16 protein-coding genes are annotated in these 24503 nt (G+C 70.0%); 10 read left to right on the forward strand and 6 right to left on the reverse strand.

Annotated features, from left to right (window positions below; all coding sequences use genetic code 11):
* Positions 1-149 precede the first annotated feature (149 nt).
* Positions 150-905, forward strand: a complete 756-nt coding sequence (locus PV646_RS20320; RefSeq protein WP_500343736.1) for a thioesterase II family protein — start codon at positions 150-152, stop codon at positions 903-905.
* Positions 906-996: 91 nt separating this feature from the next.
* On the opposite strand, the gene PV646_RS20325 is transcribed toward PV646_RS20320, so the two are convergent.
* Positions 997-1692, reverse strand: coding sequence for a tryptophan 2,3-dioxygenase family protein (locus PV646_RS20325; protein WP_500343737.1), 696 nt, complete (start codon positions 1690-1692; stop codon positions 997-999).
* A 1081-nt stretch (positions 1693-2773) separates the two neighbouring features.
* Here PV646_RS20325 and PV646_RS20330 point away from each other — a divergent pair.
* A complete protein-coding gene (locus PV646_RS20330) occupies positions 2774-3163 on the forward strand; it encodes a winged helix-turn-helix domain-containing protein (RefSeq protein WP_500343738.1) in 390 nt (129 codons plus the stop codon).
* A gap of 158 nt (positions 3164-3321) precedes the next feature.
* Positions 3322-4509, forward strand: coding sequence for a cytochrome P450 (locus PV646_RS20335; RefSeq protein WP_500343739.1), 1188 nt, complete (start codon positions 3322-3324; stop codon positions 4507-4509).
* A gap of 9 nt (positions 4510-4518) precedes the next feature.
* Here PV646_RS20335 and PV646_RS20340 read toward each other — a convergent pair whose 3' ends face one another.
* Together PV646_RS20340 and PV646_RS20345 are read right to left on the reverse strand one after the other, a co-directional pair.
* The gene (locus PV646_RS20340) at positions 4519-6276 is read right to left on the reverse strand and encodes a non-ribosomal peptide synthetase (RefSeq protein WP_500343740.1); all 1758 of its coding nucleotides are present in this window, start codon (positions 6274-6276) and stop codon (positions 4519-4521) included.
* An 83-nt stretch (positions 6277-6359) separates the two neighbouring features.
* Positions 6360-12371: an amino acid adenylation domain-containing protein gene (locus PV646_RS20345; RefSeq protein WP_500343741.1), complete on the reverse strand. Its 6012-nt coding sequence runs from the start codon at positions 12369-12371 to the stop codon at positions 6360-6362.
* 198 nt (positions 12372-12569) lie between these two features.
* Between PV646_RS20345 and PV646_RS20350 the strand changes: the two genes are divergently transcribed.
* Entirely contained in the window at positions 12570-14153 is a 1584-nt protein-coding gene (locus PV646_RS20350; RefSeq protein ID WP_500343742.1) for a (2,3-dihydroxybenzoyl)adenylate synthase, read from the forward strand.
* A gap of 10 nt (positions 14154-14163) precedes the next feature.
* Positions 14164-14799, forward strand: coding sequence for an FMN-binding negative transcriptional regulator (locus PV646_RS20355; protein WP_500343743.1), 636 nt, complete (start codon positions 14164-14166; stop codon positions 14797-14799).
* A 10-nt stretch (positions 14800-14809) separates the two neighbouring features.
* On the opposite strand, the gene PV646_RS20360 is transcribed toward PV646_RS20355, so the two are convergent.
* Entirely contained in the window at positions 14810-16063 is a 1254-nt protein-coding gene (locus PV646_RS20360; protein ID WP_500343744.1) for a lysine N(6)-hydroxylase/L-ornithine N(5)-oxygenase family protein, read from the reverse strand.
* 268 nt (positions 16064-16331) lie between these two features.
* Between PV646_RS20360 and PV646_RS20365 the strand changes: the two genes are divergently transcribed.
* The 5 genes from PV646_RS20365 to kynU are packed head-to-tail and all read left to right on the forward strand — an operon-like array spanning position 16332 to position 21533.
* Positions 16332-17237 (forward strand): tryptophan 2,3-dioxygenase, encoded by a 906-nt coding sequence (locus PV646_RS20365; protein WP_500343745.1) that lies wholly within the window; start codon positions 16332-16334, stop codon positions 17235-17237.
* Between the two features lie 30 nt (positions 17238-17267).
* Positions 17268-18149 (forward strand): alpha/beta hydrolase, encoded by an 882-nt coding sequence (locus tag PV646_RS20370; protein ID WP_500343746.1) that lies wholly within the window; start codon positions 17268-17270, stop codon positions 18147-18149.
* 44 nt (positions 18150-18193) lie between these two features.
* Positions 18194-19786, forward strand: a complete 1593-nt coding sequence (locus tag PV646_RS20375; protein ID WP_500343747.1) for a tryptophan halogenase family protein — start codon at positions 18194-18196, stop codon at positions 19784-19786.
* A gap of 56 nt (positions 19787-19842) precedes the next feature.
* Positions 19843-20337 carry a flavin reductase family protein gene (locus PV646_RS20380; protein WP_500343748.1) on the forward strand — a complete coding sequence of 165 codons (495 nt, stop codon included), beginning with the start codon at positions 19843-19845 and terminating at the stop codon, positions 20335-20337.
* Positions 20338-20339: 2 nt separating this feature from the next.
* A complete protein-coding gene (gene kynU / locus PV646_RS20385) occupies positions 20340-21533 on the forward strand; it encodes a kynureninase (RefSeq protein ID WP_500343749.1) in 1194 nt (397 codons plus the stop codon).
* Here the strand turns inward: kynU and PV646_RS20390 are convergent.
* On the reverse strand, positions 21499-22755 hold the full coding sequence (locus PV646_RS20390) for a cytochrome P450 (RefSeq protein ID WP_500343750.1): 1257 nt from the start codon (positions 22753-22755) through the stop codon (positions 21499-21501). The genes kynU and PV646_RS20390 overlap by 35 nt on opposite strands.
* Positions 22742-24499 (reverse strand): amino acid adenylation domain-containing protein, encoded by a 1758-nt coding sequence (locus PV646_RS20395; RefSeq protein ID WP_500343751.1) that lies wholly within the window; start codon positions 24497-24499, stop codon positions 22742-22744. Before PV646_RS20395 ends, PV646_RS20390 begins: the two co-directional genes overlap by 14 nt.
* Positions 24500-24503: the final 4 nt, after the last annotated feature.

Consider the following 24503-nt stretch of genomic DNA (forward strand, 5'->3'; position numbering starts at 1 on the left):
CATTCCGCGATCTCCTGGTCGAAGCCGGGCTCTGGGGCCCCGTCGGGAAGCCAAGTCTCAGCGGGACGGTCCGCGGCCGTCCACGGATCTTTCAGAGGTCAGTCAGGGTCTGCGGCGGTGAGCCGGAAGCGTTGGTATCCCTCAGTTCCATGGGAACGAACACGAAAGGCCGCTGGTTCGTCGACGTCTCCGGCGGCGGGAGCGCCGGGTGCGTCCTGTACGCCTTTCCGCACGCAGGCGGCGGCTCGACCTCGGTGCGGCGCGTGTGCGTCGAGCTCGGGGGCGCCTTCGACACGTTCAGCGTGCGCCTCCCAGGGCGGGAGTCGCGGTTCGGCGAACCGGCGGAGACCGTCATGCCCGAGCTCGCCGACAAGCTCGTCAAGGAGGTGCTGCGCCACGCCGAAGGGCGGAAGGTGGTGCTGTACGGCCACTGCTCCGGCTCGGTGATCGCGTACGAGGTGGCCAGGCGGATGGATGCCGCGCAGGTGCGGGGACTGGCCATCTCCTCGTACCGGGCGCCCGGCGTCGTCCGCCGTGAGCCGACCTGGCAGCTGCCGAGGCAGGACTTCTTCCGGCAGGTCGTGGCCGACGGGTACCTGCCGCCGGAGATCCTCGCCGACAAGGAGTGGCTCGACATCGTCGAACCCGCCATGCGCGCGGACTACGAGCTCATCGAGACCCGCGAGCTGGAGCTGTTCGCGAGCGGAGAGGTCGAGCGGATCTCCGCCCCGACGGTGGCCGTGTTCGGCCGCGACGATCACAGCATCGACCCCGTGCACATCGAGGCCTGGTCGGCCTACACCACGGGACCGTTCCGCGTCGTGCCGCTGCCCGGCGGCCACGACCTGCCCGGCAGCCACCCCGCGGAGCTGGCGGCGGCGATCAGCAGGGGCCTGGGCCGCTGACCCGCTCCACTGTGGACAGATGGAGACCGGCCGGTGCCCCGACCTCGCTGTCGGGACACCGGCCGGCGGACCGAGGGGCCGGCCTTCGCGGTCAGCCTTCGTGCAGCTGGCCCCGGAGCCTGCGCAGCTCGGCGAACGGCCTGGTGATCCGGCGGGCCAGGAAGTCGGCGCCGCTCGTACCGCCGGTGCCCTCCTGGCCTCCGACCATCTTCGACATCAGGGCCAGGTGCGCGACCTTCCAGTGCCAGTAGCCGTTCCCGATTTCCAGCAACGCCTCGGCGATGCGGTGCAGAACTCCGGCGCCCACACCCTGACGACACACGTCCGAAATCGAGTAACCGTGATATTCGGCCGCCGCGACGAGTGCCTGGTACAGGCCGCCCGAATTCTCGTCGTTGCCGAGCAGCGGTGTCAGCTGGCGGAACTGCGTCGACTGGGCACCACTGGCCGTGCCCAGATATCGGCGGAACTCCGCGAAATGGCGCATCGGCAGCTTTTCCAGGGCGAGCAGCTGACCGTGCAGGACCCGGAGGATCTCCCCCGTCCGCAGCAGGAATTCGGCGCTCAACTCCAGGTCGCTGACGTCGCACGGCGGTGTCATCGCCTCCGCGGCGGCGGTCAGATCAGTGCCCATCTGCTTCAGCCACAGTTCGCAGGACTGGTGCGTGATGATGAAGAACTGCTCGGCGAGAACCACCGCCCGGTCGGCCGTCGCCGGTATCCGCGGTTCCTGCAACGAGAGCAGGTCTTCCATCCGCAGGTAGTCCGCATACGTCAGAGCGCTCAAGGCGTCACTTCCTCACAGACGGCCACACCGGTGCCCACGCCCAGAGCATGCCCCGCGCCATGGACGACGACCTGCAATCTTTCGCTTCTCATTCAAAGGAAGGATCCGGACAGGAGCCGGCAACAGAGCACAGTTTCCAGCACGGCGACACCCCCACCTTTCGAGTGAGTCCGATCGCGGCAGTCCTTTCCGCCGATCGCGGCATTGACGTGAACTCGCCGACTTTCCGGCGAAACGACCCATGTCCGAAATGCGAGGATACGAGCGCGTGGCAGCGCGATCCCACCGAACTCACGTTGATGAGCAATGTCCGAATTGGGCGAATCCAAGTGCGGACTTGGTGATGAAAACAAGACCTGTCACGAACACGGACAGACCGGTCGACACGGGTCCACCTAGCACAAAGGCCGCAACAAACCCGATCGACAGCAGGGCGCCGACCACGTCGTCCCGCCCAGCCCCGAGCGAAGGCTCGGACACCGAGCCAAACCTGGCACACCCTGCGAGAACATCGTCCGAACATGGCCGCGCCGGACCGCCGGCCAAAGCCGTCCACATTCACAGAACCACTACGTCGACGCACGTCGTAAAGACTTCACATACCGCTGGTAGACAACGCGCACGGGTGTTGCGGGTTTCTGCCGAACTTCTTTCAGCCCGGTGGAAACCCTGTAGGTCAATCACAACCATGGATGCCAGGATGTGGAAGAAGCGCGTATGCTTCCAGTGGGGAGGGGGAGAGCCATGTCGCCTATGGCGCAGGTCGGCTTCATCAATGCGTTGAACGCGATCCCTGTTGCACATGAGCGCTCGCGGATCCTACCAGATCCACCACCTCGCACGACCGGCAAATCGACGGCGGTTTCCGCCGCCCTCTACAGGGGAGAGGAAGTCGATCACCATCGACAAGAATGAGAACCTGCTCACCACAATATCGACGTGATTCACCAACTGGGGATGGAGGATTACTGTGGGGAGTCGGAACACCGACGTAATCTTCGTGAGGTGGCCAATTCAGGCAGATCTGAGAAACCGCTGCCAACAGGAAGGTTTACCCAGATTACTCGTCGTCGAAGGCGGGGTGAGACCACCGGTCAGCAGCGACCCCACTGAGGACTGGGTCCGTCCGCCGATTTCCAAAGACGACCTGGAGGCCAGGGTAAAAGCTCTCCAAAGCCGATTCGACAGCCGCCGGGTGCCCATGCTCGACTCCTCCGGAACACTCAGTTTCGGCAGTCAGTTCGTCACCATCTCGACCACGCAGACAGAACTCATGACCCTTCTCGTCGACAAGTTCCGCGAAGTGGTCTATCGCAACGAGTTCACTCACTGCCTCGCCCTGAGAGCGCCGACGACGAGAAACTCGCTCGACCTGCACATCATGCGCCTTCGCCGTCGGCTCGTCCCCATCGACCTCTCCATCCGGACCGTGTGGGGACGCGGTTACATGCTCGAAGCGACCGACTGCTGAGAGGACGCCGGAGTCGATCCGGCACCCTCCCGCAGCCGTCCGCGCATCGCGTGCCGGGCCGGCCCGCACTGTCGCTCACCTCGCGACAGGAGCGTGCCGGCGGGCGCGCGAACGGCGCGCACCCGGCCACCACCGTGACGACGCAGGGATGATGCGGCATGAACGCACGGACCCGACTGGATCTGACCGATCCCGCCACCTTCGTCCGGAACGACCCGCACGCGTTCTGGCAGGACGTCCGGCGGTCCGAACCCGTCTACTGGCACGACGGCGATCCCGGGTTCTGGGTCGTCGCACGGCACGCGGACGTGCTGGCCTGCTACACCGACGCGAGGACGCTCGGCTCCGCGCGCGGAACCGTCCTGGACGTGCTGCTGAACGGCGGGGATTCCGCCGGTGGGAAGATGCTCGCGGTCACCGACCGCCCGAGGCACCGCGACCTGCGCAACCTCGTCCAGCGCGCCTTCTCCCCCCGCGTCCTCGGCGTGGTCGAGCACAACGTCCGGCAGCGCACCGAGCGCCTGGTCCGCGACGTCGTCGAGATGGGCAGGTTCGACTTCGCCGCCGAGGTCGCCGAGCACATCCCGATGAACACCATCTGCGACCTGCTCTCGGTCCCCGAACAGGACCGCGCCCAGGTGCTCGCCTGGAACAAGCTGGCACTGTCCACTGAGGACGCCGACGCGGATCCGCTCGACTCGCTGGAGGCCCGCAACGAGATCGTCGGCTACTTCATGGACCTCGGCCGGCACCGCAGGGACAACCCCGGCGACGACGTCGTCAGCATGATCGCGACCACACCGGCCGGCGACGGACTGCTCACCCTGGAAGAGGTCGCGCTCAACTGCTACAGCCTGATCCTCGGCGGCGACGAGTCCTCGCGAGTCTCGGCGATCTGCGCGGTGAAGACGCTCGCCGAGAACCAGGACCAGTGGCGGGCGTGGCGTGACGGCTCAGTCGACCCGCAGCCCGCCGTCGAGGAGGTGCTGCGGTGGGCGACCCCCGCGATGCACTTCGCGCGCACCGCGATCGCGGACACCACGATCGGCGGGCACCGGGTGCGCGCGGGCGACATCGTGACGATGTGGAACATCTCCGCCAACGACGACGAGGACGTGTTCACCGAGCCGCGCCGGTTCGACCTGTCCCGCTGGCCGAACCGGCAGGTCTCACTCGGCCACGGTCAGCACTTCTGCGCCGGCGCGTTCCTCGGCCGGATGGAGCTGCGCGTCCTGCTGGGCGCGCTGGCCGAGTCGGTCACCGACATCCAGCTGACCGGCACGCCCACGCCGATCTACTCGAACTTCCTGCAGGGCCACAGCACCCTCCCGGTCGCCTTCGCCTGAGCGGGCCGCTCAGGGCCGCCGGGAGCGGAGGCTCGCCACGGCGTCGGCCAGGTCGCCCAGCGTCGCGGAGCGCAGCACCGTGCGGACCGGCAGCGGGATCCCGAACTCCGCGCGGATCCGCCCGGTCAGTCTGGTCGCCTGCACGGACTGCCCGCCCAGCCGGAAGAAGTTGTCGTCGACCTGCGCGGAGGGAGCGCCGAGGACGTCCCGCACCATCGCGCAGATCGCGGCCGCGCACTCGTCGGTCCCACTCTCGTCCACGTCCTGCGGCCCGCCGCTCTCCTGGTCCGGCGAGGGCAGCGCGGCCCGGTCGATCTTGCCGTTCACCGTCGTGGGGAACCGGTCCAGGACCACGACCCTGGCCGGCACCATGTGCGCGGGCAGCGTCCGGGCGACGTGGTCGCGCAGTTCGGCGGGCGCGACCGGCGCCGTGCAGGTGACGTACCCGATCACGTGTGCGTCCGCGACCTCGCCTCGCACCACGGCGACGGCGACGTCCACCTCCGGGTGCGCGGCCAGCCGGGTCTCGATCTCCCCCAGCTCGACCCGGAAGCCGCGCAGTTTCACCTGGCCGTCCACGCGGCCGCTGAAGTACAGCTCGCCGTCGGGCGCCAGCCTGCCCCGGTCGCCGGTCAGGTACATCCGGCTGCCGGGCGGCCCGAACGGGTTCGCCACGAACTTCACGGCGGTCGCTCCCGGCCGATTCAGGTAGCCGCGGGCGATCCCGCTGCCCCCGACGGCGAACTCGCCTTCCGAATCCTTTGGGCACAACCGTGTTCGCTCGTCCAGCACGTGGATCTCGTTGCCGACGAAGGGTGTTCCGATGCTGACGCGCGCGGCGTCGTGGATCGGCCCGCCGACCGTCGCTCCGACGGTCACCTCGGTCGGGCCGTAGCCGTTGAACATCCGCCTGCCGCGCGACCACTTCCGCACCAGCGTCGGCGTGCAACTGTCCCCTGTGGACATCACGGTCCCGCCGATCAGCACGTCCTCGGCGTCAGTCTCGGCCAGCGCCACCGGCGGCAGCACGGCGTGCGTGATGTCGTGCTTGAGCAGGGTGTCCCGCAGTGGCTGGCCGGGCAGCAGGTCCTCCGCGTCGGCCATCACCAGGGTCGCGCCGGAGAACAGGGCCAGGGACACGTCCCAGAAGGCGGCGTCGAAGCTGATCGACGCCCACTGGAGCACCCGTTCCCCAGGCGCCACACCGAAAACAGCCGCCTGGGTGGCCACCATGTCCGGCACGCCCTCGTGCGGCACGGCGACGCCCTTCGGCGTGCCGGTCGACCCCGACGTGTAGATCACGTACATCAGGTGGTCCGCCCGCAGTTCGGCACGTCGTTCGCGCTGCGCGACGTCGTGTCCCGGCAGTGCGGCACAGGACTGCCGGAACGCGGGGTCGTCGAGCAGGAGTTCCGGCAGTCCTGGATGCGAGACGTCCACTGTGGACGATCGCAGGAGCAGCACCGGGCGGGTTTCGGTGAGCATGAAAGACAGGCGTTCCGCCGGGTAGGCCGGGTCGAGCGGGAGGTAGGCGCCACCGGCTTTGAGCACCGCCAGGACGGCGATGATCAGGTCGTTCGACTTCGGCACCGCGACCGCGACGACCGAGTCCGGCCCGACGCCGCCGGCGATCAGCCTGCGTGCCAGCCGGTTCGCCGCGGTGTTGAGGTCCCCGTACGTCAGCGTGCTTCGCTCGTCCACGAGCGCGGGCATCGCGGCGTACCGCGCGGCGACTGACTCGAACAGCCCGGGAACCGTGTCCAGCATGGTCAGCTCCTTCACGAAAGCCTTGGTCCCAGCCGAATCTAGGGTTCCGCCACGGCGGCGAGCCTGCTTCCTTCCCGTTCCTTTCACGGCAGGGGCGCGGCCGCGAGGACGGCGGCCAGCCCGCGGATCGAGGCGTTCTCGAACAGCCGCGCCAGCGGGAGCTCGTGGCCGAACTCCGCGAACAGCCGCTGCCGGATGGCGACGACCTGCACCGAGTCCGCGCCGAGCTGGAAGAGGTTGTCCGTGACGCTGAGCCGGTCGTGCCCGAGCACCGCGGCGACGACCGCCGCGATCCGGGCCTCGGTGCCGGATGCCGGTCCGACGACCGTGGCGCCGTTTCCGGGCTCCCCCGCCAGTTCCTCGAGCCTGCGCCGATCCACCTTGCCCTGCGCGGTCAGCGGCAGCTCGTCGATCACCCGGATCCTGGTCGGCACCACGTGCGCGGGCAACGCGGTCGCGGCGAACTCGCGCACCCGGTCCGCGAGCCCGGCCGGACTGCCTGCGGCCATCTCGTGTTCGGGCGCGCTGACTCCGCCGAGCAGGCCGAGCAGCACCCGGTCGTCGTCGGCGAGGTCCAGCAGCGCCCGCACCGGCGTCTCGTCCCGCAGCAGCCCGATCTGGCACAACCCGAGCGGGCCGTCGGTGGCCGTCTCGGCCAGCAACTGGCTCATCGAGCCCGCCTCGATCAGGCAGAAGTCCGCGGCCCGCCGCCCGTACATCGGCTCGACCTCGGCCATCGGGCCGACCAGGAACACCACGAACGCGGCAGTGGAGAACGCGCCCCGGTTCATCGAGAGCTGTGCGGCGGCGGGTAGTTCGGCACCGGCCCGCACGGTGCAAAGGCGGTGTGCCAGCGGGTCGTAGTAGTACGAGCCGCCGCCCAGCCCGCTGACCCGGCCGGGCTGGACGTGGACGTACGTCCGCACCGGGTACAGCGATCCGGCCGAGCCGTAGCGGTACTTCGGCACCGGCCGCTCGGGACCGCCGACCGCCCGCAGGCATTCGAGCAGCCGGGAGAGCTCGCTCAGCGGCACTTCCGTCGCCGCGAAACGCCGATGGCTGCGCCGCAGGTTCCACCGCAGTGCGGCCCGCTCCGGGTCCAGCAGGTCCGGCAGGTCGACCGCCGCCCCGGTGAGGCCGGTGCGGCGGCCCGGCTGGGCCAGGGTGACCGCCGCGCGCCGACCGGGATCGGTGATCACGGCGCCGAGCAGAGTTCCGTACTCGGCATCGGATTCCGGGGCCCCGGCGGGCCGTTGCGCGTGCTCGGGGACGACGAACGTGGTGAGGTGCGGGTGGTCGCGTGGCCCGGTGGCCGTGGTGACCACGCTCGTGACCGCCGGGTGCTGGGCCAGTGTCGTGTCGATCTCGCCGAGTTCGATCCGGAATCCGCCGATCTTGACCTGGCCGTCCTCCCTGCCGAGGAACTCGATCGAGCCGTCCGACCGCCACCGGCCCAGATCCCCGGTGCGGTAGAGACGTTCGCCGGTGACCGGATGCGTGATGAACCGTTCCGCGGTGCGCACCGGGTCGCCCCAGTAGCCCTCGGCCAGCCCGAGACCGGCGATGTGCAACTCCCCCGCCACCCAGATCGGACACTGCTCCAACCGGTCGTCGAGGACGTGGAACCGCTGGTTCGCCAACGGCCGGCCGTACGGGATGGAGTCCCACTCGGGGTCGACCTCGCCCACCTCGTGGTAGATCGACCAGATGGCGGCCTCGGTCGCGCCGCCCAGCGAGATCACCCGGCAGCCGGGTGCCCGTTCCCGCCAGCGATCGGGCAGGTCCACGGGAATCCAGTCCCCCGACCACATCGCCACCCGGACCCCGGCCAGCGCGCTGCCCTGCCGCCCGCCGGTGCCGGCGTGGGAGACGGCCATCTCCGCGATCGCGGGCACGCTGTTCCACACCGTGACGCCGTGCTCGGCCACCAGGTCCAGCCAGTGTCCCGGATCCCGCTGGGAACCGTGCCGCGGCAGGACGAGCCTGCCGCCCACGCCCAGCACGCCGAACACGTCGAACACGCTCAGGTCGAAACTCAGCGACGACAGGCCGAGCACCGCGTCGCCCGCACCGATCCCGAACCGCGCGCAGATCTCCGCACAGGTCCCCCGAGCCGCCTGGTGCGTGATGGACACGCCTTTGGGCACACCGGTGGAGCCGGAGGTGAAGATCACGTACGCCACGTCCGCCGGCTTCGCGGGCGACTCGGCGAGACGCCCGGCACGGTCACGGCACTCCTCGACGGTCACGACCCGGACCCCGTCCGGCCACTGCCGGGGAGCGTCGTCCGCCCGCACCAGCACCACCGAGCAGCCGGCGGCCGCGAGCATCTCCGCGCGCCGCCGTTCCGGCAGGTCCACGTCCACCGGCAGGTAGGCCCGGCCGGCCAGGTGGATGCCCAGCACGGCGACCACCTGGTCCGCCGACTTCGTCATCCCCACGCCGATCAGGTCACCCGCGCCGACGTCGGGGCCCGCGAGGACCTCCGCGACTCCCGACGCCCACCACCCGAGTTCGCCGTACCGCACCGTTTCGCCGTCCGGGCTCACCACCGCCACCCGGTCCGGTTCGGCTGCGGCCCACCGCATCACGCCGTCCGCCAGCGTTCCCCGCGGTACGAGGCCGTCGGTCGCGTTCGCCCGCGCCACCACGAGTTCCGAGGCGTCGACGCGCACCTTCACCGGGCCCGACCAGGCGTCCTCGTCGACCAGACCGTCGAGCAGCCGGCAGTAGGCGTCGAACATCTCGTCCAGCACACCGGGTGACAGCGCGCCGGCCGGTGCGTCCCAGTTGAACTCCAGCGCGCCCGAGTTCTCGTACACCTGGTGGTCGAGCAGCACCTGCGGGGTCTGGGAGATGCTCCAGGTGGTCTCGCCGAGCCAGTTCTGGCCGAGCAGCCCCGAATCCCGCCCCTGCTCGTCCCAGCCCTGTTCCCTGGCGCTGGCGAAGACGACCGGGCAGAACGGGACGTCCGTCGCCGGGCGCGCCTTGGCGAGTTCGCGCAGCACCGACACCCCGTCGAACGCGGCGTGCTCCAGATCGCGCCACAACTGGCGGTGCAGCCGGTCGGCGAGCTCGGCGATGCCGGGGCGGTTGCGCAGGTCCGCTTCGAGCAGGACCACGCTGGTGAAGTCGCCGATCAGCCCGTCGATGTCGGGATGCACCCGTTGCCTGCCGAACAGCGGCAGGTTCAGCAGGAACCGGTCGGTCGTGGACCAGCGGCCGAGCACCGTGGCGAACGCCGCGAGCAACACGGCGGTGGGGGTGAGCTCGTGCCGCGCCGCCAGTTTCTTGATGTGCGACCAGGAATCCGCTGCCAGCCGGTGCTTCCTCCTGGTCCACCGGGCCGGCCGGACCGGGTGACGCCGCCACGGCAGTCGCGGTCCGTCGGGGAGGTCGGGCAGGCGGTCGCGCCAGTAGTCGCGGGCGGCGTCGTTGACCGGATCCTCTTGCCGGGACAGGACGTAGTCGCGGAAGGTGATCGGCAACGGCGGCAGTCGCTCGCCGTTGTAGAGCCGCCGCCAGTCGTCGAAGAACAACCTGACGCTCGCCACGTCCGCGATCAGCAGGTCGATGCTGATGTGCAGCCGGACCACGGCTTCGGGCAGGACCAGCGCCTGCACCGTCCACATCGGCCACTGCCCGGCGGGCCTGATCTCGTGCGAGAGCGCCTCGCGGATGGCGGCGGCCTGTGCGCCGGCCTTCTCGGCGGACAGCGCCGAGCAATCGGTGACCTGGAAGGGAATCGGCGTGGCTGCCGGTACCGGCAGCACCCGCTGGGTACCGCTCTCCGTCACCACCGCGCGCAGCATGTCGTGCCGGCCGACCAGTTCCGCCAGCGCCGCCTCCACCCGGCCGAGGTCGAGGTCGCGCCCCTCGATCTCCAGGTACAGGTGGGTGGCGACGTCGCCGCGCTGATCACCGGCGTACCGGCCGACGAGGTAGGCGTGCTGGAGTCCGGTCAGCGGGAAGGGGTCGTGGCGGTGCTCCTGGTCGGCGCTGACGAGGCCGGGTGACTCGGCCGCCGAGGCTGCGTCGTGGCCGGTGATCAGCTCGGTGAGCTCGGTGATCGAGGAGCGCAGGAAGGTGTCCAGCGGCAGGTCCACCTGACTGTCGCGTTCGAGCGCGGTGCGCAGCTCCATCGCGCGGATCGACTCGATTCCCAGGCTCACCAACGGTTCCCGCACCGGAACGTCGGTGGCGGGGACGTCGAGCAGCACGCCGAGCCGTCGCCGCAGATCGGCCGACACCACGTCGGCCCGCAGCGCCGGATCGACCGCCGCCAGGATGCCTCGCAGCACGGCGTTCCCCGCGGCCGGCCCTGGCTGGACCGGAGCCGGGGACCGGCCGCCGTGCAGCACTTCGAGTTCGCCGGCGAGATAGCGCTGCTGACACTGGCCGCGCTGCACCTTGCCGCTGATCGTCCTGGGAATCTGCGCCGGCGCCACCAGCACCAGGTCGTGCACCTCTACGTCGTGCGCCGCCGTCACCGCCGCCCGGATGCGACCGGCCAGCTCCGGCAACCCCACGTCCAGCACGTCCGGGACGGACTGCACGATCACCAACTGCTCTCCGGCGCCGCCGTTCACCGAGAACGCCGCCGCCGGGGCGCCGCGCAGCGCGGGATGTGCCAGTTCGCCGGTGGCCTCGATGTCCTGGGGGTAGAGGTTCCGCCCCCTGATGATGATCATTTCCTTGATCCGGCCGCACAGCACCAGTTCGCCGTCGTGCACGAACGCCATGTCGCCGGACCGGAGGTACGGGCCCTCGCCGTCGGACAGCCGCGCGCCGAAGGTCTCCTCGGTCAGTTCCGGCTGCTTCCAGTAGCCCTGGCACACCACCGGACCACGAATCCACACCTCGCCGACCTCGTGCTCGCCCAGCCGCCGCCGGCGCCGCGGGTCGACCACGATCAGTTCGGCGTGCGGACCCGGCTGGCCGACCCCGACCAGGCGCAGCGCGCGGTCGGCCGCCTGCTCGCCGAGCACGACGACGTTGCCCCGCTCCAGTTCGGCGGCGTCGACGTCGAGCAGCAACGGCCTGCCCCTGCGTTGCCCGGTCAGGACCATGGCCTCGGTCATCCCGAAACCGGGGCACATGGTGGCGGCCCGGAACCCGTGCGGCGCGTAGGTCTCCATGAACCGAGTCATGCTGTGCGGCTGGATCCGCTCGGCGGTGTTGAGCGTGGTGCGCCAGCCGGAGAGGTCGAGATCCGCGCGCTCATCCTCGCCGACGCGGTCGACGCAGTGGTCGAAGGCGAAGTTCGGGGCGCACGACAACACCGGCCCCGGCGTGCCGGAGATGGCGCGCAGCCAGCGGACCGGGTGCCCGGCGAAGTCCTCCGGCGCCATGAACACCGCCTCGCCGCCGAGGTACTGCGACAGCATGAGGTGCACGATCATCCCGAGCGCGTGGAACGGCGAGATCCAGCTGACCACGTTGCTGCCCGGCGGGAGCTGGAAGATCGCGGCCGCCTGCGGCAGCTGGTGCGCCAGGTTGCCGTGGCTGATCATCACGCCCTTCGGCCGTCCGGTGGCGCCGGAGGTGTACTGCAGCAGGGCCAGGTCGCTCCGGTCGATGGCGACGGCGGCGTAGTGCGCACTCGCCGCCTCGTCGACGTCGTCCACGTCGATCCACGGCACGTCACCGAACCGGCCGCGCGACTCGCCGAGGTGTTCCCGGACCGCACGGGTCGACACCACCGCCGACACCTCCGCGTCGGCCGCGATCTGGGCGGCCCGCTCGGTGCGGGGATCGTTCTCGTCCCGCGACGGCGGCGGGCAGGCCACGGCGACCGCCCCCGCGTAGAGCGTTCCCAGCAGACCGGCGACGAAATCCAGACCGGGCGGCACGAGCACGAGCACGCGGTGCCGCGCCAGCCCGTGCCCGGCCAGTTCGCTCGCCAGCGCGCGACAGCGGACGTCGAGCGCGCCTCGGCTGATCGACTCACGCCGCCCGTGCTCCGCACCGCCCGCGGGGAAGGCGAGGTGGGTGAAGGCGATCGCGTCCGGGTCGCGATCCGCGTTGGCGCGCAGCAGATCCACGACGGTGCCACTGTGGAGGACACCACTGTGGACGGTGGCCGCATCGATCACTGGACTCTCCTGTCGGTAGCCGGGCGATCTGCCGCGAACGCACGCCACAGTGGCCGGTTCAAGCCCGCCCGATGATGGCAGCGGAGACCGGACCCGTGGCCCGCCGCGAAAAGACGTCAGCAAGACATCGCCCCGCCCCCGTGCGGCGCTGCGACCATCCGAAGGCGGAGACGCCGCGTCCCGGAGGGAAGTGATCTCATGATCGACGGCTTCGTGCCGTGGCCGGAGGACCTCGTCCGGGAGTACCGCCGGGCCGGGTTCTGGCCGGGCCGTTCACTCGGAGACCTGTTCCACGAGTCGTTCGAGCGCAACGCCGATCGGGTCGCCGTCGTCTGCGGTGAGCAGCGGATGACCTACGCGGAGTTGTCCGAGCGGGTGCGACGGCTGGCGCACGGACTGCTGGAGCTGGGCATCGAGCCCTCGGACCGGGTCGTGGTGCAGCTGCCGAACGTCCCAGAGTTCGTCCTGGTGGTGCTGGCTTTGCTGCGTGCGGGAGCGATTCCCGTGTTGGCGCTGCCGGGACACCGGCGCACCGAGATCGAGCACGTCCTCGCCCACTCCGGTGCCGTGGCGTACGTGGTGAAGGACAGGTTCGGCGGTTTCGACTTCCGCGGCCTCGCCCGGGAGGTCTCCTTCGCCGGGACCGTGATCGTCAGCGGCGAGGCGGAGGAGTTCGTCGCGCTGGACTCGCTCGACGCGGCCGAGCGCGAGCTTCCGGAGGTCGATCCGGCCGGCCCCGCGTTGTTCCTGATGTCCAGTGGCACGACCGGGTTGCCGAAGCTGATCCCGCGAACGCACGAGGAGTTCGCCTACCTGATGCGGGCGACCGCCGGGGCGATGCGGGCCGGCTCGGACCTGGTCTACCTCGCGGTCAACCCGATGGCGCACCCGGCGGCCCTCGGGTGCCCCGGGGTGCTGGGCAGCCTGCTGCTCGGTGGCAAGGCCGTGCTGACCTCCAGCGTGCGGCCCGACGAGGTGTTCCCGTTGATCCGGCGGGAGAACGTCACCGTGACCTCGCTCGTGCCGGCGGTGTTGCGGCTGTGGGCCGACTCCGGTCACCACCACGACGACCTCGCGCCGCTGGTGCTGCAACTGGGCAGCGCCCCGCTCGACTCCGCGCTGGCGACGCGCGCCCGCAAGGTGCTGGGATGTGGGCTGATGCGCTGGTTCGGCATCACCGAGGGAACGCTCGCCCACACCAGGCTGGACGACCCCGACGAGGTCATCGAGAACACCGAGGGCAGGCCCCTCTCCGAGGCCGACGAGATGCTCGTGGTGGGGCCGTCCGGGGACCCGGTGCCCGACGGCGAGGCCGGCGAGTTGCTCGTGCGCGGGCCCTACACCGTCCGGGGCTACTTCCGGGCGCCGGAGGAGAACGCGCGCTCGTTCACCCCCGACGGCTACTACCGCACCGGCGACCTCGTCACCGTGCGGCCCGACGGCAACCTCGTGGTCCTCGGCCGGATCAAGGACCTCATCAACCGGGCGGGCGAAAAGGTGTCGCCGGAAGAGGTGGAGCGGCACCTGTGCGCGCATCCCGCCGTGCGGGACGCGGCCGTGGTCGGCGTACCGGACACCAAACTGGGCGAGCGGGTGTTCGCCTTTCTCGTGCCGCGGGGCGAAGTCAGTTCGGCCGCGATCAAGGCCCACCTGCGTGAGCGCGGCCTCGCCGTCTACAAGATCCCCGACCGGATCGGAATGCTGGCCGAACTGCCGCGGACCGCGATGGGCAAGGTCGACAAGCGGGCGCTGCGCGCCGACGCGCAGAAGCCGCGGACGTGAGGAGCCGGACGTGTTCGTCCCCAGAATCCACCGGGCGCCGGACGAACGCTGGACCGCCGAGCTGATCCGGTCGAACCCGTTGGCACTGCTGGTCACCGCGGACCCCCGGACGTCGCGCGTGCACGCCACCCACCTGCCGCTCATCCCCGACCCGGCGGCCGTCGACGCGGAGGAGGAGGTCCTGCTCGGCCACTTGAACCGGGCCAACCCGCACTGGGCGGTGATCGACGCCGCCGAGGCGCTGGCCGTGTTCACCGGTCCGCACGCCTACGTCTCCCCCACCGTGTACGAGACCAGCCCGGCCGCGCCCACGTGGAACTTCACCGCCGTGCACGTCGGCGGCAGCGTCGAACGACTCGACCAGGGCGACGACACCCTCGCGGTGGTGACGTCCACTGTGGACGTGTTCGAGGAGCGGTTCGGCACCGGCTGGGACAAGTCCGGTTCGGTGGGCTACTTCCGCAAGATCCTGCCGGCGGTCGGCGCCTTCCGGTTGCGCGTGCGGCGGACCGAGGCCATGTGCAAGCTCAGCCAGGAACAACCGCCGGAGATCCGCGACCGCGTCCAGCGCGCGTTCGCCGCGCAGGACGCCGGTCTGCGGCCCGAGGTGGCCAGGATGATGTGCCGCGGGCAGGAGACGCGCTGACCGCGGCGGATCAGGCGGTTCCGCCCGGCAGGCGACCGGCGATCGAGTCGGTGATCTCGCCGCTGCGGACCGCGATGTTGGACAGCAGCGAGGAACTCAGGCCGTGCGTGTGCTCGGTGCCGCCCTGCAGGAAGATCCCGCACCGCACCTCGGGGGACGTGACCAGGCGGTGGTCCCTGCCGACGACGTAGCGGCCCCGGTCGTCCCGCAGGCAGTGGGCGTCGATCTCGCCCAGCAGCTCTGCCGGGTCCATCGGTTCGTAGCCGGTGGCGCACACCAGCAGGTCCACGTCGAGGTCGGACGACCGGTCTGCGAGTGCCGAGTGGACGGTGACCCTGGTGTCGTTGCCGACCAGTTTCGCGCTCAGCACCCTGGTCATGTTGAGGAACTTCAGCCGGCCGCGGCCGCTGAGCTCGTCGTCGTACGCGCGCTGGTGCAGGCCCTGGAGCACGCCCTCGTCGACGACGGAGTAGTTGGTGTTCTTGTGGTACCGCCAGATCATCTCCTTGGCCGCCGCCGGCGCGGAGTGGTAGTCGCTCATCGCCTCCGGGTCGAACACGCGGTTGGCGAACGGCGTGCTGTCCGCCGCCGAGTAGCCGAACGACGGCAGGACGACGTGGATCGACGCGTCCGGGAGTTCGTCGTAGAGGAACCGCGCGATCTCGGCGGCGCTCTGCCCGGCGCCGGCCACGACCACTCGCCGCGGCGGCCGGTCCAGTGCGCGGAAGTTGTCCAGGAAGCGCGAGCTGTGCCAGACGTACTGGTCGGCGTCGACGCCGGCGGGCATCCTCGGCACGAGTCCGGTGGAGATCACCACGTTGCGGGCGTGGACGCTGCGCGAGCCGCGGACGTCCACCCGCACCGTGTCCCCGTCCAGCCGCATCCCGGTCACCTCGGTGCCCCGCCGGACCCGTTCGGCCACACCGGTCTCGGCCCATTCGAGGTACGTGTGGAAGTCCTGCCGGGTGGCGAAGAAGTCGCGGTTGTTGACGAACTGCGCGAGCCTGCCGGTCTGGTGCAGATAGGACACGAAGCTGAACCGGGAAGCGGGATTGCGAAAGGTGGCCAGGTCCTTCAGGAACGCGACCTGCATCCTGGCGCCGGGCAGCAACATGCCGCGATGCCAGTTCGGCGCGGCGGACTGCTCCAGGAACAGGTGGGACAGTTCGGCGGGATGCTCGGCCAGCGCGATGGCCAGTGCGAGGCCGGACGGCCCGAAGCCGACTCCGACCACGTCGTAGATCTCACGATCACCAGAATTCACAGCAACTCTCCGTCGCGCGCCCGAGGGCACCGTTGAATGCGATCGGCAAAGGCGTTCAGGCGTAAGACAAAGACCGAGGGCTTCCCTGCACCGTAACGACGACGACCGGACGCGTCCCGGGTCTCTTGCCCAGATCTGTCCGGCGAAGGACACCCGAAAGATTGCCGATCAACGCCCGCGGCGCGGTGCCATGCTGAGTGCTCCCCGGTGGATTCGCGTCACCCACGCCTGTTTCATTGCGACCGTCCTGATCGGAGTTGATGTCGAAATGAGGCTGGAGCGGACGGCTCCGCGCTCCTACACCCCGATGACCGAGGAGGAGCGGCGGCACCGCGCCGAGAGCACCGGCGGCGAGCCGGTGCTCGACTACGGCGGCGGGAACGGCTCCGACAGCACGGCGTACATCGACTACCACAGCGTGGACGTCCTGCTCGGGCTGCAACACCCGCGCACCGGCGAACCGGCCGAGTTGTCGTTCTACATCACCGGCCAGATCCAGGAGCTGTTGTTCAAGCTGCTGTTCACCGAGGTGAGCCGGATCCGGGACCTGCTGTTCGCCGACGACGTCGACGACGCCCTGCGGTACCTGCGCCGCGCCGAACGCGTCCAGCGGGTGCTCACGACCTCATGGGAACCGGTCAGCACGATCACCCCCACGGAGTTCGCGGCCTTCCGGGACCAGCTGGGGTCGGCCTCCGGCATCCAGTCCTACATGTACCGGCAGCTGGAGTTCGCACTGGGCAACAAGTCCAGCCGGATGGCGGACCCGTACAAGCCGGTGGGCTGGGTGCACCGGCAGGTCGTGGCCGCGCTGCGGGCGCCGAGCCTGTACGACGCGGCCCTCACCGTGCTGCACCGCCGCGGTCTGGGTGTGCCGGCGCACCACGTCGACCGGGACTTCGCCGAGCCGTACCAGCCGCACCCCTCGGTCGAGGAGGCCTGGGCGCGGGTTTACCGCTCACACCGGGAACATCGGGACCTGTACGCGCTCGCCGAGGCGCTGTGCGAACTGAACCAGCAGTACGCGCAATGGCGTTACACCCATCTGCTGACCGTGGAACGCATCCTCGGCCACAAGCCCGGCACGGGCGGCACCTCCGGCATCGACTGGCTGCGCAAAGTGGCCGAACACCGGTTCTTCCCCGAACTGCTGACCGCCCGCTCCGCCATCTGACGCCGACTCCCGGACTGATTGGGGTGCGTGTTGAGCTCCGCCGTCTACGGCCGGTACGACCAGGCCGAACTGGACCGGGAGTACTCGCCGAGCTCCTGCGTGGACGACATCTCGGTCTTCCTCACCGACTACGCGGAGCGGAGCGCGCGGACCAGGACCGAGTTGCCGGTGCGCGCGGGCATCCGGTACGGCTCCCTGCCCTGCGAGACCCTCGACTTCTTTCCCGCGCCCGTCCCGAACGCGCCGTTGCTGGTGTTCGTGCACGGCGGCTACTGGTGCGAGCTCAGCAAGAACGACTCGTCGTTCCCGGCCCGCCGGCTCGTACCGGCCGGCGCGGCGTACGCGGCGATCGGCTACGGGCTCGCGCCGGAGCACCGGCTCGACGAGATCGTCGGCCAGGTGCGGCGCGGCCTCTGGTGGCTCGTGCGGCACGCGCGGGACCTGGAGGTCGACCGCCGCCGGATCACGCTCGCCGGCAGCAGTGCCGGTGCCCACCTGGCGTTGATGGCGCTGCTCGACGGCTGGATGCCCGAACGGCGGCGCCCTGCGGACGTGATCGCGGGCGCGGTCCTGCTCAGCGGGGTGTACGACCTCGAGCCGCTCAGGCTCACCTACGTCAACGAACCGCTGGGGCTCGACGCGGCGGAGGCCGCCCGGCTCAGTCCTCTTCGCCACCTGCCGGACCGGCTGCCGCCACTGGTCGTGGCGCGGGGCGGCGCGGAGACCGCCGAATTCGCGCGCCAGCACAGCGAACTGGTCACCGCCGCCGTTGCCCGCTCTGCCTCCGTCACCGATCTGGTGATCACGGACCGGAACCACTTCGACATCACCTTCGATCTCGACGATCCAGGCAGCGAACTGGGCGCCGCGGTGCTCCGTCAGCTCGGGCTGGCCGGGCAGACGTCCACGTGAACGGTGCCCAGCGCCGTTCCTCTCGACCGGGACATGGGGAGAGCATGAACGACAACCGGATCAAGAAGATACTCGTCCTCGGTGGCGGCACGGCCGGCTGGATGGCCGCGTCCTACCTCGGCAGGGCGCTCGGCTCCAGCGTCCAGATCACCGTGCTGGAAGCGCCCGCGATCCCGAAGATCGGGGTCGGCGAGGCGACGATTCCCAACCTGCAGCGGGTGTTCTTCGACTACCTCGGTCTGTCCGAGGAGGACTGGATGCCCGAGTGCAACGCCAGCTTCAAGATGGGCATCCGCTTCATCAACTGGCGCACACCCGGTGCCGGAACGGCGCAACCGAGGCCGTACGGCACGCACGGCGACCAGTTCGACCACCTCTTCGGCCTGCTGCCGAACCACGACGACCTGCCGCTGTCGCACTACTGGACGTACAAGAAGCTCACCGGACAGACCGATCAGCCGTTCGACCGCGAGTGCTACGCCCAGCCGGCGATCTTCGACCGGAAGCTCGCGCCCCGCCACCTGGACGGCCGCCGGTGGGCCAGCTACGCCTGGCACTTCGACGCCGACCTGGTCGCCGACTTCCTCCGCAAGTTCGCGACCAGCAAGCAGGGCGCGGTGCACATCGAGGACAAGTTCGTCACGGCCGAGACCGACCAACGCGGCCACATCACCGCCGTCAACACCGAGGCCGGTCGCCGGCTCGAGGCGGACCTGTTCATCGACTGCTCCGGTTTCCGGAGCCTGCTGATGAACCAGGTGATGAAGGAACCGTTCCTGGACATGAGCGACCACCTGCTCAACGACCGCGCGGTGGCGACCCGGATCCAGCACGACGACGAGGAGCACGGCGTCGAGCCGTACACGTCGTCGATCGCGATGTCGTCGGGCTGGGCCTGGAAGATCCCGATGCTCGGCAGGTTCGGCACCGGCTACGTGTACTCGAGCCGGTTCGCCTCGCAGGACGAGGCCACCGAGGAGTTCTGCCGGATGTGGAACATCTCCCCCGACACGCATCCGATGAACCACGTCCGGTTCCGGGTCGGGCGCAACCGGCGGGCGTGGGTGAAGAACTGCGTCGGCATCGGCCTGTCGTCGTGCTTCCTGGAACCGCTCGAGTCCACCGGGATCTACTTCACCTACGCGGCGCTCTACCAGCTGGTGAAGCACTTCCCCGACAAGCGGTTCGACCCGGCGGTGACCAAGAGGTTCAACGGCGAGATCGAGACGATGTTCGACGACACCAGGGACTTCATCCAGGGTCACTTCAGCTTCGCGCCGCGCGACGACACGCCGTTCTGGCGGGCCTGCAAGGAACTGGAGCTCGCGCCCGAGTTCGTCGACAAGGTGGCGCGGTACAAGGCCGGTCTCGGGGTGGACCTGCCGGTGACCGACGAGAGCAACTACTACGGGAACTTCGAGGCCGAGTTCCGCAACTTCTGGAGCAACGCCAACTACTACTGCGTGTTCGCCGGTCTGGGCGTGACACCGGACCACCACTCCACGCTGCTCGACCACCGGCCGAACGCGGTCGAGTCGGCCGAAGCGGTGTTCGCGGAGGTCAAGCAGCGCCGGGACGAGCTGTTGGAGAGCCTGCCCACGATGCACGCCTACCTGCGCCACCTGTACGGGAAGTGACCGTGCCGGAAGGACACTCGCTCACCGGTGTCTCGCGGAACTCCTTCCGATCGCTCATGTCGGAGTTTCCGAGCGGGGTCGTGGTGGTGACGACGCTGGACCCGGACGGGGAGCCGAGGGGCATGACCTGCTCGTCCCTGTGCAGCGTCACGGACACCCCGCCGACCCTGCTCGTGTGCCTGCGCGGGGAGAGCCCGACCCTTGCCGCGGTCCTGCGCCGCGGCGAGTTCGCGGTGAACTTCCTGCACTCCGGCGCACAGCACGTCGCCGAACTGTTCAGCTCACCGGCTGCGCGGAACCGCTTCGACCTGGTGGGCTGGACGGCCGGCCGCGGCGGGCCGCACATCGGCGACCACGCGCACGCGATCGCCGACTGCCGGGTCGCGCGCACGGGAGACGGCGGGAGTCACGTCGTCGTGTTCGGCGAGGTCCGTGACGTCACGTTGCGGCGCGGCCAGGTCCCGCTGCTGTACGGCCGGCGGCGCTACAACGCGTGGCGCGAGCACATGAGCCAGGAACCGATGCCGTCACCCCGACCTGGATGGAGCTAGCCATGCCCGGCCCCAGCCGCGACACCGCGGTACGACTGGACCTCGCGGACCCTCTTTCCGCACTGCGCAGGAGGTTCCTGCTGCCGGAGGGTCTGGTGTACCTCGACGGCAACTCGCTCGGCGCCCTGCCGACCGGCGTTCCGGCGGCGGTCCAGACGGCGGTCACCGAGAACTGGGGCCGGCACCTCATCAAGGTCTGGACCGACGACGGCTGGTGGGACCTGCCGCTCGAGGTCGGTGACCGCGTGGGCAGACTGCTCGGCGCGGCACCCGGCCAGACCGTCGTCGGCGACTCGACCTCCGTGCACCTGTTCAATCTGCTGACCGCAGCGGCCCGGCTGCGCCCCGGCCGCCGGCTGATCCTCATCGAGGAGGGCGACTTCCCCACGAACCACTACATGGCCGCGTCGGTCGCCCGGCTGCTCGGGCTGGAGGTCCGCCCGGTTCCCATGCGCGACATGGCATCGGCCCTCCGCACGCTCGGTGAGCAGGTCGCGGTCGTCACGTCAGGGGTCGTCGACTTCCGCACGGGTGAGCTCTGGCACGTCGCCTCGATCACACGAGCGGCGCACGACGCGGGTGCGGTCGTCGTCTGGGACGTAAGCCATGCCGTTGGCGCCCTTGAACTCGCGCTCGACGCGGACGGCGTGGACTTCGCGGTGGGCTGCTCCTACAAGTTCCTGTCGGGCGGCCCCGGTGCTCCGGGGTTCGGGTATGCCGCCCGCCGCCACCACGAGGACGTCGACCAGCCGTTGTGCGGCTGGCACGGGCACGCCGAGCCGTTCGGCATGGTGCCCGGCTACACGCCCGTGGCCGGCGTCGGGCGGTTGCGCGTCGGCTCACCGAACGTCCTGTCCATGCTGTCGCTGGACGCGGCACTGGACGTCTTCGACGACGTCGACCTGGCGGCGGTCCGCGCGAAGAGCCTGGCACTCGGCCGTTTCTTCGTCGAGTCGATCGACACCCACCTGGCAGGACTCGGATTCGAGCTCGTCACGCCCCGCCAGGACGATCGGCGCGCGAGCCAGGTGACGCTGCGCCACCCGGAGGCCGAGCGGATCATGGAGGACCTGAACAAGCGCGGGATCATCGGTGACGTCCGGCCGCCCGCCCTGCTGCGCTTCGGGTTCAACAGCCTCTACATCTCCTACGCCGACGTCTTCAGCGTGGTCGAGGCGCTGCGTTCGTGTGCGTGAGCGGCCGGGAGGTCACCACCGGCATGCGCTTGATGCCGGCGACGAAGTTGGACGCCAGGTGCTCCACCGGACCGGCGAGCTCGAACCGGACGGCCGAGCCGGCGATCTCGGCGAACAGCGCGGTCAACGCCATGCGCGCCAAGGCCGCGCCGACGCAGTGGTGCGGCCCGAAGCCGAACGCGACGTGCCGGTTCGGTGTCCGGGTCACGTCGAACCGGAAGGGCTCGGGGAAGACGTCCTCGTCCCGGTTCGCCGAGCCGAGCCACGCGACCACCGCGTCACCCTCGCCGATCTCCTGGCCGTTGACCGAGGTGCCCCGCGTCGCGTAGCGCATGAAGTGGCTGGCCGGTGAGGAAAAGCGCAGGCCCTCCTCCACCGCGCTGGGCACCAGCCCCGGATCGTCGACGAGTGCGCGGTGTTCGTCGGGGTTCTCGATGAGCGCCAGTACCGTTCCCGTGATGGCGTGCGGGGTGGTGACGTTCGCGCCCAGCAGCAGGCTGTAGCAGTTGTAGACCAGTTCGTCGTGGCGCAGCCCGCGTCCGCCCGCCTGAAGCTCGGCGAGCGCGCTGATCAGGCCGTCCGGCCGGGGCGTGCGGCGGGCCCTGCGGGAGAAGTACGTGAACAGCTCGTGGTGCGCAGTGGTCGAGGTGTTGGGCCCCAGCCGGAAATCGGGGTCGTCCGGTGCGATGGCCGCGGTGGTGAGCGTGGTCAGCCGGGGCCAGTCCTGCTCGGGAATGCCCATCAGGGTGCCGGTGAAGGCCATCGGGAAACCCGCCGCGAGCTCGGCCAGGTCGCGCGGGCCGTCCAGCAGTTGCCCGAGCAGGCGGGCGACCACCTGCCGGAGTGCCGGCAGGAAGGGATCCAAAGCCTTCCTGGACAACAGTTTGGCGATCGGCTCGTGCAACGTCGTGTGCGCGGGCGGGTCGCTGGCCGCCATCATCTTGCCGCCGGCCGGGTCGTGGCCGCCGAGCACCGACAGCAGGGTCCCCCGGCTGGAGGTGAACCTGGTGTGGTCCCTGAGCACGTCGCGGACGTCGTGATACTTGGTGACCGACCAGAAACCGCGGCCGTCGGGCAGCGTCTGCCGGTGCACTGGAGCTTCCCGGCGCAGCGTGGTCCAGATCGCGTGCGGATCCCCTGAGCTGTAGAGGTCCGGGGACACGAGATCCAGCGCGCCCAGGTCCGTTCGCGGTGGGAGTTCGGTGCGCTCACCGATCCTCATCGATGCCTCCGGCGATCAGGTCGGCCAGCTCCGCGATGGTCGGATGCTGGTAGAAGTCCTGCGGGTCGACCTCGACGTCGTGCCGGTCGCTGATCTCCATGATGATCCGGACCGCCATCAGCGAGTGGCCGCCGAGTTCGAAGAAGTCGTCGTGCACACCGACCCGGTTCACCTGGGTCAGGTCCGCCCACAGCCGGGCGAGCCAGCTCTCCACCAGGGTGCCGGGTGGCCGGTAGTCCGAGCTCAGGACGCCCCGGTCGGCCACGGTGTGCGCTGCCAGCGCTTTCCGGTCCACCTTTCCGTTGGCCGTCAGGGGAAGGGCTTCGAGCCACACGAAACCCGTGGGGATCAGGTAGGACGGCAACACCTCGCCGAGGTGCTTGCGCAGGTGATCGGACACGACCGGCTCGTCGGCGACGTAGAACCCGACCAGACGACGTTCCCCTTGGGACGACTGCGTTGTGACCACGGCGTCCACCAGGTCCGGGTGCGTGCGCAGCGCGTGTTCCACCTCGCCCGGCTCGATCCGGAAGCCGCGGATCTTCACCTGCAGGTCCTCGCGGCCGAGGAAGTCCAGCCCGCCGTCCGGGCGGCGGCGGCCGAGGTCGCCGGTGCGGTACATCCGATCGCCGGGCACGCCGGCGAACGGGTTCGGCACGAACCGTTCGGCGGTCAGCCTCGGATCGTTGAGGTACCCGTGCGCGAGACCGCCGCCCGCGGCGAAGATCAGGCCCTCCGCTGCGATGTCGCCGGCGTCGTCGAGCACGTGCACGACCGTGCCGTCGATCGGCTGACCGATCGGCACCCGTTCCGCGACGTGCTCGGTGAGGACCTCGCAGCAGGTGAACGTGGTGTTCTCGGTGGGTCCGTACCCGTTGATCAGTGTGGTGTCGCCGAGGAGGTCGAGCGCGCTGTTCACGTGCTCCACCGACAGCACGTCTCCGCCCGCGAGCAGCAGCCGGACCCCGCGCAGCTCCCGTGCCAGGCCGGACTCGACGACCTGGTGGAACAGGCCTGCGGTCAGCCACAACACGGTGACCTCGTTGGCGCGCACCAGTTCGGTGAGCTTCGCCAGGGACAGGTCGTGGTCCGGCGCCACGACCAGCTTGGCGCCGTTGAGCAACGCGCCCCAGATCTCCAGGGTCGACGCGTCGAAGGCGACGGGCGCCAGGTGCAGGAACACGTCGTCCGGCCCGACCGGCAGGTACTTCGCCGCGACGACCAGCCGGGTGATCCCGCGATGCGGTACCAGGACGCCTTTCGGTGCCCCGCTCGATCCGGACGTGTACGCGATGTACGCGGTGTTCTCCGCGCCCACGCGGGTCTCCGGCCGGGTATCCGGTCGCTGGGCGCTGCTCTCCCACAGTTCGTCCAGCGACAGCGAGGGCACGCCCTGTTCGGGGCCCGGCGCGTCGTCGGTGATCACCAGGGCGGGCCGGACGTCTCGCAGGATCGTTCTCCGGCGCTCGTCCGGCATCCGGCGATCCAGCGCGACGTACGCGCCGCCCGCCTTGAGCACGGCCACCAGCAGCACGATCATCCGTGCCGAACGGCGCACCAGCAGTGCCACCGGGACCTCGGCGTCCACTCCCCGCGAACGGAGTTCGTGCGCCAGCTGGTTCGCCCGGCGATCCAGTTCGGCGTACGTGATCTCGCCGTCGCCACCGCTGATCGCGATCGTGGTGGGGCGGGCCGCCGCGTGCAGTTCGAGGGCCTCCGCCGCCGTCGTGTTCCTCGTTGCCATCCAG

It is taken from the genome of Streptomyces sp. ID05-26A (genome assembly GCF_033794685.1).
Taxonomy (GTDB): Bacteria; Actinomycetota; Actinomycetes; order Mycobacteriales; family Pseudonocardiaceae; genus Lentzea.